Here is a 15761-nt window from a genome sequence, read left to right as displayed (position 1 = left end):
GTGTGCACGCCGTTACTTTGACGGCACCCCCCACACGAGGAGAGAACCCATGCTCCGCAGAAGTGCCGTGACAGCGGGCTTCGCGCTCGCTGTCGCGATGGTGGCCGCCCCCGCCACCGCCGCCCAGCAGGGACCCGGCGAACCCGCGGCCCCCTACACCCTCGCCGAGGCCCGCACGCTGGTGCAGGCCACCGCCAAGCCGTCGCCGGGCCTGGTCGACGCCATCCGGCGAGACCTCGGCGGCACCGGCGAGCAGGCCGCTGCCCGGCTCGTCAACGAGGCCGCCGCCGCCAAGATCGAGCCCGCCCTCCGCGGGCAGCTCGGCGCCTCCTACGCCGGATCCTGGGTCACCGGCCCCACCTCCGACCTGGTGATCGCCACCAGCGACTCCACCAAGGTCGCCTCGCTCGCGAAGTCGGGCGCGGAGGTCAAGCTCTTCAAGAACTCCCTGGCCACCCTCGACGCGGCCAAGGAGCGGCTCGACCAGCTCGTGTCCTCCGCGCCGAAGTCGATCCCGTCCTGGTACGTCGACGTGCCGAGCAACAGCGTCGTCGTGCTGGCCGGTGACGTCGCCGAGGCGCAGGCGTTCGTGGCCGGCAGCGGCGTGGACGGGGCGCTGGTCCGCGTCGAGGCCTCGCAGGAGAGGCCCAAGCCCCTGTACGACGTCCGCGGCGGCGACGCCTACTACATGGGCGGCCGCTGCTCGGTCGGCTTCTCGGTCACCCGCGGCACCCAGGGCGGCTTCGCCACCGCCGGTCACTGCGGCACGCCCGGCACCGCCACCCAGGGCTACAACCGGGTCGCCCAGGGCACCTTCCAGGGCTCGTCCTTCCCCGGCAACGACTACGCGTGGGTCGCGGTCAACGCCAACTGGACCCCGACCGGCGTGGTGAACGGCTACAGCGCGGGCATCCTGCCGGTGACCGGCTCCACCCAGCAGGTCGTGGGCAGCTCCATCTGCCGCTCCGGCTCCACCACCCAGTACCGCTGCGGCACCATCAGCCAGCACAACACGAGCGTCACCTACCCCGAGGGCACCATCACCGGCCTGACCCGCACCACCGTGTGCGCCGAGCCCGGCGACTCCGGCGGCTCCTACATCTCCGGCAGCCAGGCCCAGGGCGTCACCTCCGGCGGCTCGGGCAACTGCACCTCCGGCGGCACGACCTACCACCAGCCGATCAACGAGATCCTCTCGGTGTACGGGCTCACCCTGGTGACCAACGGGACCCCGCCGCCCACCGGCTGCAGCGGCTACCAGAACTCCTACACCGGCTCGCTGACGTCCAACGCCAACGCCTACCAGCCCGGCACCTCCGGCTACAGCGCCGGCGCGGGCGTCCACCGCGTCTGCCTGGACGGCCCCAGCGGCACCGACTACGACGCCTACCTGCAGAAGCTGAGCGGCTCCACCTGGACGACCGTGGCCAGCGGGACCACCCCCAACCCGGACGAGGCCTTCACCTACACCGGGACCGCGGGCACCTACCGCGTACGGGTGCACGCCTACAGCGGCTCCGGCTCCTACACCCTCGGCCTGACCAGGCCGTAAGGCTCTCCCCCACGGCCTGACCGGTCCGCCGGGCCCTCCCGCCCCCGGACCGGTCAGCCCGTGGGGCTCCCTCCTCGGCCCCGTCCGGCCCGGTCCGGCCCGGCCCGATCCGGAACATGCCGGACGGACGGGCCCCGGGCGGCCTCCGGGGAAAGGCCGCCCGAGATCGGGCCGGTCCGCCGCCCCCGCGGACCGGCCGCCCCTGCCGCCCTCCCCCCGCGAGCCCGTGCGACCTCGCGGGGGGAGGGCGGCGCCGCCATGCCCGGGCGTCGAGAACAATGGGAGGATGAGCGACCTTCTGACGCTGAGCGAGGGCGCGGTGCTGACGCACCTCGCCACCCGGGCCGAGCTGGCGAGCGGGGTGCTGCCCGCCTCCGACGACCTGCGGCTGTGGGCCCGGCTGGCCGACGGCGAGGGGGTGCCGCTGGCGGGCGGCGGCCGGGTACGAACCTCGCTCGACACCGGCGAGCCCGTCCTGACCGGGCCCGACGGCTGGCTCGACGGGGTGGAGCCCGAGCAGGTGATCGCGCTGCGCCTGCGCGGCGGCACCCTGGAACTGTCGGTCACCGAGCTGGACGACGTCCCCGCCGAGCGGGCGGTGCGGGTCGTCCAGGAGTTCGGCGAGCAGGCGCTCGACGCGCTGCGCGCCTTCGCGGAAGGGCTGGAGCCCAGCCCCGGCGTGCCGGTCGACGTGGTGGTCCTGGAGCTGCTGATGAAGGCCCCCGAGACCTTCGCCGACCCGCTGCCGCCGCTGTCGCCGCTGCTGCGCAACGCCTCGCTGGAGCTGCGCGACGGCCGGGTGGGCATCGTGGGCGCGCCGTGGGACACCGCGTCGGTCGCCGACCTCGCGCCGCTGGACATCATCAGGCTGGCCCTGGTCCGCAGCGCGCTGCGGACGTACGGCGAGGGCGCCGACCTCTCCAAGGCCGTCACCTACCTGTCGCGGTCGGAGGTGGTGCTCGCGAGGATCGCCGACGAGGTGGAGCGCGAGCCGCTCGGCCCGGCGCTGGTCGGGGCCCTGCCCCGCACCGAGCCGGCCGCGCTGCTGCTGGTCGCGAGGTCGGCCGAGGGCGAGGGCCGCTCGTTCGAGGCGTCCGGGCTCATCTCCGAGGTGCTCTCCCTCTCCCCCGGCATGGCACCGGCCGTGCGTGACGCCGCCGAGTACGCCGCATGCCGCACCGACCCCGGCGCCCCGCTGCCCGAGCGGGCCGCGCACCTGTTCCGGCAGCTGCTCGCGTACGCCTACCGCCCGGCCCGCCGGAGGCTGATCGAGGACCTGATCGCGCTGAGCGTCCGGGTGGCCGAGCCCGCCCTGGCCGACCTGGCATTGTTCGAGAACGACGTCGTCGGCGAGTTCCTGGACGCGCGGGCCGAGTGGCTGCGCGACGACGAGGTGGAGCTGCTGGAGTCCTGGCGGCGGACGCCGCTGCGCCTGTGGGAGGTCCTCGGCGTCTCGGGGGACGAGATCACCGTGGCCGCCGCCGAGGGCGAGGGGGCGGCCGGGGAGCCGGTGACGCTGTCCGACGAGCTGCTCTCCGGGCAGGCGCTGCCCGGAGACCTGATGCTGACGAGGGTGCTGGGCGACGGGACGGGGCCGCACGTGTTCGGCCACCCGTTCAAGGTCGACCCGGAGCGCAGGGCGGAGATGCTCGCCCTGCTCACCGACCCGGTCGACCCCTACGCGGTGGCCGCGTTCTTCAGGCGCCCCCGGCGTACACCCGGCGCACCCGGCGCACCCGGCGCGGCCGACGGGGACGCCGGCCGCTGAACGGCTCCGGCCGGGGCGGGGCCCGGACCCGGGCCCGTCAGAGGGTGCGCAGGAAGGCGAGGCCCGCCGTGGCGAGAGCGTCCTGGGTGTCGGCCAGGGGGCGCCAGATCGAGGCGGCCGTGGCGATCGTCCGGTTGTGCGCGGTGAACGACTCGATGCAGAGCGGCCCTCGATAGTCCACGTCGCGCAGGGCGTCGGCGAGGGCGGGCCAGTCCATGTGGTCGGCGCCGGGCGCGCCCCGGTCGTTGGCGCAGACCTGCACGTGCGCGACCAGGTCCCCGGCCCGCCGTACGGCCGCCGCCGGGTCCCGCTCCTCGATGTTCATGTGGTAGACGTCCAGCGCGAGGCCGACGCCCGGGATCCCGCCGACCGCCTCGACGGCCTGCTCGACGGTGTTGACCAGGCTGGTCTCGTAGCGGTTGAGCGGCTCGACGGCGACCGTCACCCCGCGCTCGGCCGCGTACTCGCCGACCGGGGCCAGGTTCTCCCGCAGCTCGGCGTAGCAGGTCTTGCGCTCCTCGTCCGACATCCGCCAGGTCCGCCCCACCGAGGCGTAGGCGGGCCCGCCGATCACCGGGCTGCCCACCGCCACCGCGGCGTCCACGCACTCGCGCAGGTACCGCTGGGTGGCGGCGACCGTCCCCGCGTCGGTGCCGACCAGCTCCCTGCCCGGCGGCATGACGAGGACCACCGAGGCCCCCAGCCCGAGGCTGCCCAGCAGCTCGGCCGCCCACGCGGGGTCCCAGTCGCCGGGCTGCTCCACCGGAAGCTCGATCGTGTCGAACCCCCAGGCCGCCACCTTCGGCGCCAGCCGGGCGAGATCCTCGTCCGTCAGCGGCGAGACCCACACCCACGTGTTGACCCCGATGGGGAACATCGGCAACCCCTTCCCTGAGCTTCCCTGCGTTCGGTGCGGGCTCGTCGTGAACCCGTGAACCCGTGAACGAGTCCGGTGCGGGCTCACGTCGTGAGCCCGCGGACGTGTCCGGTGGGCTCCGGGCACCGCCCGGCGGTGCCCGGAGCCCCGGTGGACCGGCCTTACTTGCCGCCCCAGTTGGCGGGGAAGTCCGGCAGCTTCTCGCAGCCGCAGAGCGCGTAGTGCAGCGGCGGCATGTTGGGCTGCAGGTAGGTGTCCAGGTTCTCAGAAGTGATCTTGGGCTGCGGCAGCTTCCAGGTCTTGGGCACCTCCTCACCCTTGAGGATCTTCAGGGCGGCGATGATCGGGGTGCGCCACTGGTAGGTGGGGTAGGTCGGCGCGATGGCGGTGAGGCCGCCGCTCTTCCACTTCTGCAGGAAGTCCTGCTGGTCCTCGCCGACGATCGCCGGCACCGGGACCCCGGCGTCCTCGAACGCCTCGACGGCCGCCACGGCGGTCGCGCCCGCGTCCATCCACACCCCGTCGATCTTGCCGTGCCGCTGGATGTAGTCGCTCACGATGCTCTTGGTCTTGGCGGCGTCGCCGTCGGTGAACTCCACCCCGACCACGTCGAGCTGGCTCTTGTCGAAGGTGACCTTCGCCGCCGACCAGCGGGTCTCCAGCACGTCGACGCCCGGCAGGATCCGCAGCGCGAGGACCTTGCCCCCGGCGGGCACCTTCTCCACCAGGAACTCAGCGCCGTCGGCGCCGAAGGCGTAGCCGCCGATGGGGTTGATGAACGTCACCGGGCAGTCGGTCTCCACGCCGCGGTCGAAGACGATGACCGGGACCTTGGGGCAGGCGCCCGTCACCGCGGGGGTCAGCGTCGCGGTGGTGTTGGGCGAGACGATCAGCGCGTCACAGCCCTTGCCGACCAGCTCGGCGATGTCGGAGATCTGCTTGTCGTCCTTGCCCTCCGCGTCGAGGGCGGTGAAATTCTTGATCTCCTTGTGCAGCGCCACCTCGGCCTGCATGGTCTTCCAGCCCACCTGCCGCCACGGGTTGTTCACGGCGGCGTTGGAGAAGCACAGGTCGTAGGGACCGTCCTTCTTGTACTTGGCCGTGTCCACCATCTCCGGGGCGATGGCCTGCTCCCACGGCTTGTCCGCGGGCCCCTCCGCGCTCTGGGTCCGCATGGCCAGCTGGGCGTCGTAGTCGGCCTGGACGAAGAACTTCGACTGCTCGCCGGTGTTGGGTGACGCCGCCGTCGAGGCCGTTGCGGAGGTCTCGGGGGCGGCGCTGGAGGTCACCGGCTTGTCACTGGCACATCCCGCTGCGAGCAACATCGCGGAGACACCCGCGACGAGCACCGTTATCGGCCTGTTCAATGAAGGTCTCCTTCTTTTCTGGGGGGTGCGCTCAGACGCGTAGCGCGCGCCTGAACGGAAGCCGTACGGCGCTCGCCGCGACCGCGGCGATGATGATCACGCCCTGGACCGCGAACTCCAGGGCTCCTGAGATCCCGTACAGGTTGAGCAGGGTGAACAGCGCCTCGAGGGTGAAGGCGCCGGCCATCGCGGCGACCACGGATCCGCGCCCGCCGCCGAGCGCCACGCCGCCGAGGACGACGGCGGTGATGGCGGAGAACTCCAGCCCCTGCCCGACCTGGGCGGAGACCCCCGCGAAGCCGCCGAGCAGGATGCCCGCGACGGCCGCGGCCAGGCCGGACAGGACGAAGGCGGCGATCCGGGTCCGGTCGACCCGGACCCCCGACAGCCCGGCCGCGCGCTCGTTGTCGCCGGTGGCGATGAGCCGCTTGCCGAAGTCGGAGCGCATGAGGAGGATCGCCGCGGCGCCCGCGGCGACGAGGATGAGCACCGACCAGGGCACCGGGCCGAGGTCCTTTCGGCCGAACATCCGGAACGTCTCCGACAGCGCGCCGCGCGGGGCGCCGCCGGTCCACAGGAACACCGCGCCGGACAGCACGAGCATCATGCCGAGCGTGGTGATGAACGACGGCACCCGCAGGCCGGTGGTGATGACCCCGTTGGCGAGCCCGACCAGCAGCCCGATCGCGATCAGCAGGGCCAGCACCGGCCAGGTCGCCTGCTCCTGCCCGTCGATCAGCCGGGCGGCCACCACGACCTGCACGGTGACCAGCGACCCGACCGACAGGTCGAACTCCCCGGAGACGATCACGAAGTACTGCCCGGCCGCCAGGATGACCAGCGGCGCGGCCCGCTTGAGGAAGGCGAGGAACCCGGCGGGCTCCAGGAAGAACGGGTTGGCCACCGCGATCAGCACCAGCAGCACCGCCAGCACGGCCAGGATCGGCCCCATGGACCTGAGGGCTCTCATCGGGATCGCCTCCCGGCGGTAAGGCGGGCGCGGGCGGTCGCCGGGATCGCCCCGGCACCGCGGCGGGCGTGGACGGTCATCGTCATCGCCCGGGCATCGCGGCGGATGTGGACGGTCATCGCGATCGCCTCCGGGCGGTGCGGCGGGCGTAGACGGCCACGGCGGCGACGATGACCACGCCGCGGACCACGTCCTTGAAGAACGCGTTGACCTCCAGCTGGTTGAAGACGCTGTCGAGCACGGCGAGCAGCAGCACCCCGCCGACCGTCCCCACGACCCCGCCCCTGCCGCCGGCCAGGGCCGTGCCGCCGAGGACCACCGCGGCGATCGACTCCAGGTCGTAGCCGCCGTCGGTGCCGACCGTGGGCGCGCCCGCGCCGAGCCTGCTCGCCAGCAACAGCCCCGCGATGCCCGCGCAGACCGAGCACAGGACGTGCGCGGCGACGACGATCCTGCCGGTGCGCACCCCGGACAGCCGGGCGACCTCCTCGTCCCCGCCGACCGCGTAGATCCGGTACCCGAGCCTCGTGCGGCGCAGCAGGAACCACACGGCGACCGCGACGGCGGCCCAGAGCAGCGCCGAGACCGGGACCGGCCCGATCCTGTCGTAGCCGAGCCGCTGGAAGGACTCGGGCACGCTGCCCGCGGGCCCGTCGTAGAGGTGGTCCACGACCCCCTTGACGATCAGTGCCGTGCCGAGGGTGGCGATGAAGGCGTGGACGTGCAGCCGGGTGATGACCAGGCCGTTGACCAGCCCGATCAGCGCGCTCACCGCGAGCACCGCCGCGATTCCGGGGACGATCCCGCCGTCCTGCCCGGCCATGATCTCGGCCGCGACGAGCGAGGTGAGGCTGATCAGGTACGCGACCGACAGGTCGAGCGACCCGACCAGGATCGCCAGCGTCTGTCCCACCGCGACGATGCCCAGCGCGGCCGAGCGCTGCTGGATGCCGACGACGGTCTCCAGCGTGAGGAAGTTCCCCCCGTCGAAGGCCACCAGCACCCATCCGACGAGCATGACCCCGACCAGGGCCAGGTAGATGACCTGGGTCGAGCCGATGCGTCCCGCCAGGGCGCGCCGCCCGCCGCCTTCCGGGGGGACGGGGGCGGCGGGACCCGCGGTGCCGGTCGCCGCCGCCGGCCGGGCTCCGCCGGTCACGACGACACCTCGCCGGCGGCCAGGCGCATGACGGCCTCCTCGGAGGAGCCGGCCGGGAGCTCCCCGGCGAGGCGGCCGTCGCGCATCACGACGACGCGGTCGCTCATGCCGATCAGCTCGGGAAGCTCGGACGAGATCATCATGATCGCCATGCCGTCCTCCGCCAGGCCGCGCATCAGGTCGTGGATGGCGGCCTTGGCTCCCACGTCGACGCCGCGCGTGGGTTCGTCGAAGATCAGGACCTTCGGCGCGACGGTCATCCACTTGGCCAGCACGACCTTCTGCTGGTTGCCGCCCGACAGGTAGCGGACCTCCTGGTCGGGGCGGGGCGGATGGAGCCGTACCGCCTCCAGGAGTTCGAGGACGCCGGTCCCGCCGGTCCCGCCGATCCGGCCGCCGCCCCCGATCCTGCGCACCGAGCGGGAGACCAGCAGGGCGTTGTCCCGTACGGACTGGCGCAGCGCGAGTCCCTCGGCCTTGCGGTCCTCGTTCACCAGGCCGATCCCGGCGGCCACGGCCTGCCGTACCGACGCCGGCCGCAGCGGGGTCATCGTGCCGCGCGTGAACGGCTCGGCGCCGAAGAGGGCCTTGGCCAGCTCGGTGCGGCCCGACCCCTGCAGGCCGGCCACCCCGAGGATCTCGCGTTCGCGCAGGTCGAGGTCGATCCCGTCGAGCACGGCGTTGCCGCCGCCGCGCACGCTGAGGCGCACCTCACCAGGTTCGGCGTTCCGGGAGGGGAAGTAGGTGCCGAGGTCGCGGCCGACCATCAGCCTGACCAGCTCGTCGGAGGTGATCCCGGCGGTGTCGGCGGTCCTGACCAGCGCGCCGTCCTTCAGCACCGTCACCCGGGTGGACAGGTCGAAGACCTCGCGCAGCCGGTGGGAGATGTAGAGGACGGCGATCTCCCGTTCCCGCAGGCGGGCGACGAGCCGGTAGAGCAGTTCCACCTCGTGCTCGGCCAGCGCCGCCGTGGGCTCGTCCATCACGATGATGCGGGCGTCCTGGGAGAGCGCCTTGACGATCTCCACGACCTGCTGCTGGGCGATGGAGAGGTGGCGGACCAGGTCGCGGGAGGTGAAGGAGGTCTCGCCGAGTTCCTGGAGCAGCCGGGTGGTGGCGGTCTCCATCGCCTCCCTGTCGACCAGCCCCCGCCGGACGGGCTCGCGGCCCAGGAAGACGTTCTCGGCGACGCTGCGCTCGGGCAGCAGGTTGAACTCCTGGTAGATGATCGCGACCCCGGCGCGCTGGGCCTCGATCGGGTGGGCGAAGGCGACCCGGGCTCCGTCGATCTCGACGGTGCCCTCGTCCGGGGCGTGCACCCCGGCGAGAACCTTCATCAACGTGGATTTCCCGGCGCCGTTCTCCCCGACGACCGCGTGCACCTCTCCGGCGGCGACGTCCAGATCGACCCCGCTCAGTACGCGAACCCCGAGAAAGCTCTTGGCGATACCGCGCATCCTCAGGATCATGGGGTGACCGTCCCGGCGCGCGGTCCGGTGGCGGGAGAACTCGTCAGGGCTGTCAGGGACGTCAAGGGTGCCGGGAACATCAAGAGTGTTGGAAGCGCCGAGGGCGTTGAGAGCGTCAAGGACGTCAGGGGCCTCGAGAGCAGGGTGAACACATCCGAAAAGCCAGTTCCGGCGACACCGGATAGTAATTGATTCATCGGTAACCGCCCGATTTCCTCCATGTTTCCGGATGCTAAAGCGCCCTTATGTCGACGGTCAAGCAAAAGCATGTCACTATTTGGCATAATGAAGCAGGTGGAGGACCTAAGTTGCTTTGACTCGGCGGAAACAAGGAGTGTTGACTGTGCGCATGCTTAGCGAAGCGAACGGTTCGATCGCCGGCGCGGGGGCGCTTCTGAACATCCTGCGCGACGGTCAGGCCAGAACGAGGGCCGAGCTGGTCCAGCTCACCGGACTGGCCAGATCCACCCTGGCCCAGCGTCTCGACGCGCTGCTGAGCCAGCAGTGGATCATCCCGACGGAGGAGGCCATCTCCTCGGGTGGCCGCCCGGCCATCGCCTTCACGTTCAACCGCACCGCCCGCGTCGTCCTCTCCGCCGACCTCGGCGCCACCCACGCCCGGGTGGCGGTCACCGACCTCGGCACCACGGTCCTCGCCGAGCGCGCGGCCGAGGTGTCGATAGACCGGGGCCCCGAGGAGACGCTCGGCTGGCTCCAGCGCACCTTCGAGGAGATGCTCGCCGAGACCGGCCACCGCCCCGACGAGATCTGCGGCATCGGCGTCGGCCTGCCCGGCCCCGTCGAGCACAGCTCGGGGCGACCGGTCAATCCGCCGATAATGCCCGGCTGGGATGGTTTCCCCGTCCCCGAGTGGCTCGGCTCGCGCCTCGGCGCCCCCGTTCTCGTCGACAACGACGTGAACATCATGGCGCTGGGCGAGCACTGGGCCGCCCGCCCCGAGGCCGACCACCTCATCTTCGTCAAGATCGGCACCGGCATCGGCTGCGGCATCATCAGCGACCGCCGCCTGCACCGGGGCGCCCAGGGCGCGGCCGGCGACATCGGGCACATCCGGGTGGCCTCGGCCCTGGACACCGTCTGCCGCTGCGGCAACGTCGGCTGCCTGGAGGCCGTCGCCAGCGGCGCGGCCATGGCCGCCAAGCTGTCCGCCGACGGGGTGGGGGCCGAGGACAGCCGCGACGTGGTCCGCCTCGTGCGCGGCGGCAACACCCACGCCGTCCAGCTCATCCGGCAGGCGGGCCGCGAGGTCGGCGACGTGCTCGCCTCGATCGTCAACTTCTTCAACCCCTCGGTGATCGTGGTCGGCGGCGACATCTCCGAGGCCGGGGAACAGGTGCTCGCCGGTCTTCGCGAGGTCATCTACAGCCGGTCGCTGCCGCTGGCCACCCAGCACCTGACGATCACCGCCAGCGAGCTGGGCGACCGCGCGGGCGTGATCGGCGCCGCCGTCATGGTCATCGAGCACGTGCTGGCCCCCGGCAGCGTCGACCGTTCCGTGTCCGTCCCCACCACCTGACCGGTCCTCCTCCCCCCGCGTCTCCCCGCATCCCCCTGAATCCCTCCGACGGGTCCTCGCACGTCCCCACCGGCCGGCGAACGGCGCTCGTGGGATACTCGTCCCACCATGAACGCCGAACCCGTAAGGACCGCCCGGCTCACTCTGGAGCCGCTGGCGGTGCGCCACGCGGCGGAGATGGCCGAGGTGCTCGGTGATCCGGCACTGCACGCCTTCATCGGCGGTTCGCCCGAGACCCCCGAGCAGCTCCGCGACCGCTACGCCCGCCTGGTCGCCCCCCCGCCGCCCGGCCGGGAGGAGTCGTGGCTCAACTGGGTGATCCGCCTCGACGCTACGGACGGCCGTTCCGGCGGCGCTTCGGACGGCGGCCCGGACAGACTGGTCGGCTACGTCCAGGCGACCGTCATCCGTGACCGCGCGACCGTGGCCTGGGTCGTGGGAACCCCCTGGCAGGGCCGGGGCATCGCCGGAGAGGCGGCGGTCGCGCTCGTCGCCTGGCTCAGGGAGCACGGCACGACCACCGTCGTCGCCACCATCCATCCCGACCACTCCGCCTCCTCGGCGGTGGCCCGCCGCGCGGGCCTGACACCGACCGGCGGCAGGGTGGACGGCGAGGTCGTCTGGAGATCCGGCTAGCTCCGGGACCGGCTGCCGCCCGCGGCCGCGGGACATGTGGATCCGGGGCGGATCCGGGTGGTCGCGGGACTCGCGGAACCGGCCCGCGTCTGAGTAGGAACGCTCAAGGCGGCTGAGTGCGCGCGCCCTCCCCGGATTTCGCGATCCTCGAAATGCTCGGACCATGAAATGGTGGATCTTCCTGGTCGGGCTCGTCGCCACGGTGGTCGCGGCGTGGCTGCTCGTGTACGCCCACGTCCCGCTCTCCACGTTCCTGTCGCTCGGGCTCGGCGCGATCAGCCTCATCTGGCTCATCGTGCTCCTCACCCTGCCGTGGAACCTCTACTTCGGGGCACGCCAGGTGGTCCACGAGATCCACGTGTCCAGGGAGCGCGGCATCGAGGTGCCCGAGGGGCACGAGGCCGAGGCTTCGGAGATCGCCCGGCGGATGCGCGGCTTCGCCATCGGCGGCCACATCGTCTCGGCGGCGCTCCTGGCGGTCATCACCTACTTCTCCGGCGCCTCGGTGGGCTACTACTTCGCCGGGTTCTACCTGCTGAGCACCTGTTTCCGCCCGGCGGGCGCGTATCTGTCCCACCTTCGCGAGCGGGTCACCACGCTGATGAGCGAGGCTCGTCACCCTCGCGAGGACATCGTCTCCCTCGTCGCCCGGGTGGACGGCCTGGCCGCCGAGGTGACCGCGCTGACCGAGTCGGCCGAACGGCTCCGGGGCGTCACCGAGACGCTCGGCGCCGGCCTGCGGAACGGCGACGAGGCCCTGGACCGCCGGATCACCGGCCTCGCCCGGCGCTTCGAGGACACGGTGGACGGTCTCACCGACAACCACGAGGTCATCACCGGGCTCAAGGCCTTCCTGCGCCTCGTCCGCGCCGACGCCGACGGCCACGGCGGTCACAGCCGCGGCTGACCGTCGCCGCGCGTACGGCGGGAAGGAGGGCTCTCAGCGGGGGACCAGTTCCTGTGACTCGCTGAGTTCTCGCGCGAACCAGGTGATGGTGCGGCGCAGTCCCTCGATGAGGTCGATCCTCGGCCGCCAGTTCAGCGCGGAGGCGGCGAGGGAGATGTCGGGGCGGCGGATCTCGGGGTCGTCGTCGGGGCGGCCGACGAAGCGGATCGGCGATTCCGAGCCGGTCAGGTGGCGGACCGTCTCGGCCAGGGCCAGCACGGTCAGCTCGGTGGGATTGCCGATGTTGACCGGGCCGGTGAGCTCGCCCCGGGCCAGTGCCACGATCCCCTCCACGGTGTCGTCGACGTAGCACACCGAACGGGTCTGCCCGCCGTCCCCGGCCACCGTGATCGGCTCACCGCGCAGCGCCTGGCGTACGAAGGTGGGAATGGCCCGCCCGTCGTAGGGCCGCATCCTGGGCCCGTAGGTGTTGAAGATCCGCACGATGGCGGTGTCGACGCCGTGGCAGGTGCGGTAGGCGGTGGTCAGGGCCTCGGCGAACCGCTTGGCCTCGTCGTAGACGCTGCGCGGCCCGACCGGGTTGACGTTGCCCCAGTAGGTCTCGCGCTGCGGATGCTCCAGCGGGTCCCCGTAGACCTCGCTGGTGGAGGCCAGCACCAGCCGGGCCCCCTTCTCCCTGGCCAGCCCCAGAGCGTGCAGCGTGCCCAGGCTGCCCGCCTTCAACGTCTCGATCGGATGACGCAGGTAGTCGGCCGGCGAGGCCGGCGAGGCGAGGTGCAGCACCAGGTCCACCGTCCCCGGCACATGCACGAAACCGGTCACGTCGCACTCCACCAGCCGGAAGGCCGGATGCCCCGCCAGATGCCCGACGTTACGCGGCGAACCGGTCAGGAAACTGTCCAGGCAGAGCACCTGCGCCCCCTCGGCCACCAGGCGCTCGCACAGATGCGACCCCACGAACCCGGCCCCGCCGGTCACCACCACCCGCCGCCCGTTCACCGCACACCCACCTCCGTCAACCGCGCCACGGCGTCCAGGACGTCCCAGACACCGATCTCCAGCAGCCCCGGATCGGGTTCGTACCCGTAGGGGTCGCCGAGACCTCCGGTCCACAGGACGGTGTGCGGCCCCGTCTCGGGAGGCCCCCATCGGGCGGGCGAGACCGGGCCGAACAGCACCACGGAGGGGGTGACGAAGGCCGCCGCCAGGTGGGCCACACCGGTGTCGCCGCAGATCAGCAGCCGGGCCTCGGCCACCAGCTCGGCCAGTTCGAGCGGCCCGGTGCGCCCGGCGAGGACGGACGTGGACGGCAGCCCGGCGAGCAGTGCCACCCGCTCGGCGAGGTCCCGTTCCCGCTCGCTCCCGGTGATCACGATCTCGTGCCCGTCGTCCCGCAGCTCCGCGGCCACGAGCGCGAACCGCTCCGGCGGCCAGCGCCTCGCCGGGTACGCGGCCCCCGGGTGGATGACGACCGGCCGCGACCTCTCGTCGACGAGCCGGGGCAGTTCCAGTTCCAGATCGGCGGGGTCGGCCTCGATGCCGTACCAGCCGAGCAGGTCGCACCAGCGCCGCACCTCGTGCGCGCCGTCCGGCCAGTCCGGTCCGTACGCGTCGGGGAAGGCGGGGTGCGCGTGGGTCAGCAGCCGCGCCGGGCCGGTGCGGTGGAGCGCGGCGATGCTGTGCGGGCCGCCCCCGTGCAGGTTGACGGCGACGTCGACGGGGCAGCCGAGCGGCGGCACGTGGCCGGGCCCCGACACGTCGCACACCTCGTCCACCCCGCCGATCAGCGGCACCAGGGGCGCCAGCGCGGAGGGGGCGGCCAGCACGATCCGGTGGCCGGGGTGCGAGCGCCGCAGAGCGCGCAGCGCCGGGACCGCGGTGAGCAGGTCCCCCAGCCCCAGCCCGCGCAGCACCACCATGAGCGGCCGATCGTCCGGAGGTCCCGCGGCACCGACGCTCGTCAGGGGGCTCGCGTGCTCCGGCACCAGGGGGACTCTCATGTGACTGCCTCTTTCGCGAATGTCCGGGCGATCCTCATGTGACGGCCTCTTTCACGAACGTCAGGTGGTCGACCGCCTCGACGACCCGGGTGCTCGGCACCGACGACAGGCACGGGTGACCGGCGACCGGGCAGGTGTGGGCCCGCGTCGCCCTGCAGGGCGCCCGCTGGTCGCCGAGGACCACGGCCGGCACCCCGTACGGCGCCCAGCGCCCGGCGGGGACCACGGGGGCGAACAGGCTGACGACCGGCGTGCCGACCGCGGCCGCGAGGTGGGCGGGACCGGCGTCGGCGACGACCACCGCGCACGCTCCTTCGAGCACCGCGGCGAGCTCGGGAAAGGTCGTCCTGCCGCCCAGGTCGACGACGGACCTTCGCGGGTACGCGCCCGCCCGCCCGCCGCGCGGAACCGAGGGGCCGTCCGTGCCCCGGCCGCCCGTCGCGACGGACTGCCCGTCGACCCAGCCGTCGGTGAAGGTGGCCTCGTCCGTCTCCTCCCAGCCGCGCAGGCGGACGGGACCGCCGCCCATCCAGCCGCCCGCGAAGAGGGGGCCGGGCGACAGGCCGTGCTGGCCGATCCCGGAGGCGATCCGCGCGGTGAGTCCCCGCTCGTCCCGGCCGCCTGTCACGACGACCCTGCGGCCCGAGCGGACCAGGTCGTGGACCGCGCGGGCCCAGCTCTCCTCCGGCCACGCCCTGGCCGGGGCCGACACCCCGGGGTGCAGGACCACGTAGCCCGGCGGCCCGGTGAGGTGGCCGACGTCGGGCAGCGGGCGTCGTACGGCGAGGGCGCCCGGATCTCCCTCGGGAAGGTCGAATCCCGCCGCGCGGGCCAGCCCGAGCATGCGCTCGGGCTCCGGAACGTCGACGTCCTCGTCGACGACGTGCCGCACGTCGAGCAGCGAGCCGGGGTAGTCGGCGGAGATCGCGGAGATCCTCGGCGTGCCCGCGAGCCTGAACAGCAGGGCCAGCGGAAGCGGCGACTGGTGCGACGAGGTGAGGATCAGCGCCTGCTCGGGGGCCACGTCCCGGACGATCCGCAGCAGCCTGAGGACGTGCGGGCTGGTCACGGGCGGCGCGGCGGGGTCGATCCACGGCGTGCGCCACTCCACCACCCGCGACACCCCGGGCAGCAGCTCGGCGGCGGCCCGGCCGTAGGGCCCGGTCAGCAGCACGACCTCCCGCGTGCCCGCGGCCACCGCGCGGATCGCCGGTCCGGCCAGCAGGACGTCGCCCGCGTTGTCCACGCGGGCGACGAGGACGGTGCCGGTCACCACCGCTCCCCGGCGCCGGAGACCTTCCCGCCGGCCGCGGGGCGGGTGACCACGTGGCAGGCCGGCGCGTCATGAAATATCGCGTTTTTCCCGGGAAATCTCATGGTGCTCGGCCTCTCGTTCGATATCTAATGACTACCGAGCGGAGCGGCCACACAAACCGAAAAATCGTATATAAGCGCAGTTGAGAGGATTATGCGATTACTTTTATAACTATAAGTAATCATCCCGGAGATTATCCGGTTC

The 15761-nt window shown here is 72.7% G+C and carries 14 protein-coding genes; 6 read left to right on the top strand and 8 right to left on the bottom strand.

All coding sequences use genetic code 11. The features are described from left to right. Positions 1-49 precede the first annotated feature (49 nt). Positions 50-1552 carry a S1 family peptidase gene (locus tag AC5L38_RS05015; RefSeq protein ID WP_495241576.1) on the top strand — a complete coding sequence of 501 codons (1503 nt, stop codon included), beginning with the start codon at positions 50-52 and terminating at the stop codon, positions 1550-1552. Positions 1553-1838: 286 nt separating this feature from the next. Then, positions 1839-3320 (top strand): hypothetical protein, encoded by a 1482-nt coding sequence (locus tag AC5L38_RS05010; protein ID WP_495241575.1) that lies wholly within the window; start codon positions 1839-1841, stop codon positions 3318-3320. Positions 3321-3357: 37 nt separating this feature from the next. Here the strand turns inward: AC5L38_RS05010 and AC5L38_RS05005 are convergent, their stop codons facing one another. From AC5L38_RS05005 to AC5L38_RS04985, 5 genes are all read right to left on the bottom strand, one after another. Then, positions 3358-4197, bottom strand: a complete 840-nt coding sequence (locus tag AC5L38_RS05005; protein ID WP_495241574.1) for a sugar phosphate isomerase/epimerase family protein — start codon at positions 4195-4197, stop codon at positions 3358-3360. Positions 4198-4358: 161 nt separating this feature from the next. Next, a complete protein-coding gene (locus AC5L38_RS05000) occupies positions 4359-5564 on the bottom strand; it encodes a substrate-binding domain-containing protein (RefSeq protein ID WP_495241573.1) in 1206 nt (401 codons plus the stop codon). Between the two features lie 31 nt (positions 5565-5595). Continuing rightward, on the bottom strand, positions 5596-6534 hold the full coding sequence (locus AC5L38_RS04995) for an ABC transporter permease (RefSeq protein WP_495241572.1): 939 nt from the start codon (positions 6532-6534) through the stop codon (positions 5596-5598). A gap of 115 nt (positions 6535-6649) precedes the next feature. Continuing rightward, on the bottom strand, positions 6650-7693 hold the full coding sequence (locus AC5L38_RS04990) for an ABC transporter permease (RefSeq protein WP_495241571.1): 1044 nt from the start codon (positions 7691-7693) through the stop codon (positions 6650-6652). Continuing rightward, positions 7690-9150: a sugar ABC transporter ATP-binding protein gene (locus tag AC5L38_RS04985; RefSeq protein WP_495241570.1), complete on the bottom strand. Its 1461-nt coding sequence runs from the start codon at positions 9148-9150 to the stop codon at positions 7690-7692. Before AC5L38_RS04985 ends, AC5L38_RS04990 begins: the two co-directional genes overlap by 4 nt. Positions 9151-9165: 15 nt before the next feature. On the opposite strand from AC5L38_RS04985, the gene AC5L38_RS04980 reads away from it, so the two are divergent. From AC5L38_RS04980 to AC5L38_RS04965, 4 genes are all read left to right on the top strand, one after another. Beyond that, the gene (locus tag AC5L38_RS04980; RefSeq protein ID WP_495241569.1) at positions 9166-9354 is read left to right on the top strand and encodes a hypothetical protein; all 189 of its coding nucleotides are present in this window, start codon (positions 9166-9168) and stop codon (positions 9352-9354) included. 157 nt (positions 9355-9511) lie between these two features. After that, positions 9512-10699: an ROK family protein gene (locus tag AC5L38_RS04975; protein ID WP_495241568.1), complete on the top strand. Its 1188-nt coding sequence runs from the start codon at positions 9512-9514 to the stop codon at positions 10697-10699. A 108-nt stretch (positions 10700-10807) separates the two neighbouring features. After that, entirely contained in the window at positions 10808-11335 is a 528-nt protein-coding gene (locus AC5L38_RS04970) for a GNAT family N-acetyltransferase (RefSeq protein ID WP_495241567.1), read from the top strand. Positions 11336-11498: 163 nt separating this feature from the next. Beyond that, positions 11499-12242 (top strand): hypothetical protein, encoded by a 744-nt coding sequence (locus AC5L38_RS04965; protein WP_495241566.1) that lies wholly within the window; start codon positions 11499-11501, stop codon positions 12240-12242. 33 nt (positions 12243-12275) lie between these two features. On the opposite strand, the gene AC5L38_RS04960 is transcribed toward AC5L38_RS04965, so the two are convergent. Genes AC5L38_RS04960 through AC5L38_RS04950 form a run of 3 tightly spaced genes read right to left on the bottom strand, consistent with a single transcriptional unit; the run spans position 12276 to position 15515 of the window. Continuing rightward, positions 12276-13241 (bottom strand): UDP-glucuronic acid decarboxylase family protein, encoded by a 966-nt coding sequence (locus tag AC5L38_RS04960; RefSeq protein WP_495241565.1) that lies wholly within the window; start codon positions 13239-13241, stop codon positions 12276-12278. Further along, positions 13238-14242 carry a glycosyltransferase family 9 protein gene (locus AC5L38_RS04955; RefSeq protein WP_495241564.1) on the bottom strand — a complete coding sequence of 335 codons (1005 nt, stop codon included), beginning with the start codon at positions 14240-14242 and terminating at the stop codon, positions 13238-13240. The genes AC5L38_RS04960 and AC5L38_RS04955 overlap by 4 nt, the downstream gene beginning before the upstream one ends. 34 nt (positions 14243-14276) lie before the next feature. After that, positions 14277-15515 (bottom strand): glycosyltransferase family 9 protein, encoded by a 1239-nt coding sequence (locus tag AC5L38_RS04950; RefSeq protein WP_495241563.1) that lies wholly within the window; start codon positions 15513-15515, stop codon positions 14277-14279. Between the last annotated feature and the right edge of the window lie 246 nt (positions 15516-15761).

The sequence above is a fragment of the Streptosporangium nanhuense genome, assembly GCF_059358815.1.
The sequence above is the reverse complement of the archived record's forward strand: the minus strand, read 5'-3'. Positions and strand labels throughout refer to the sequence as shown.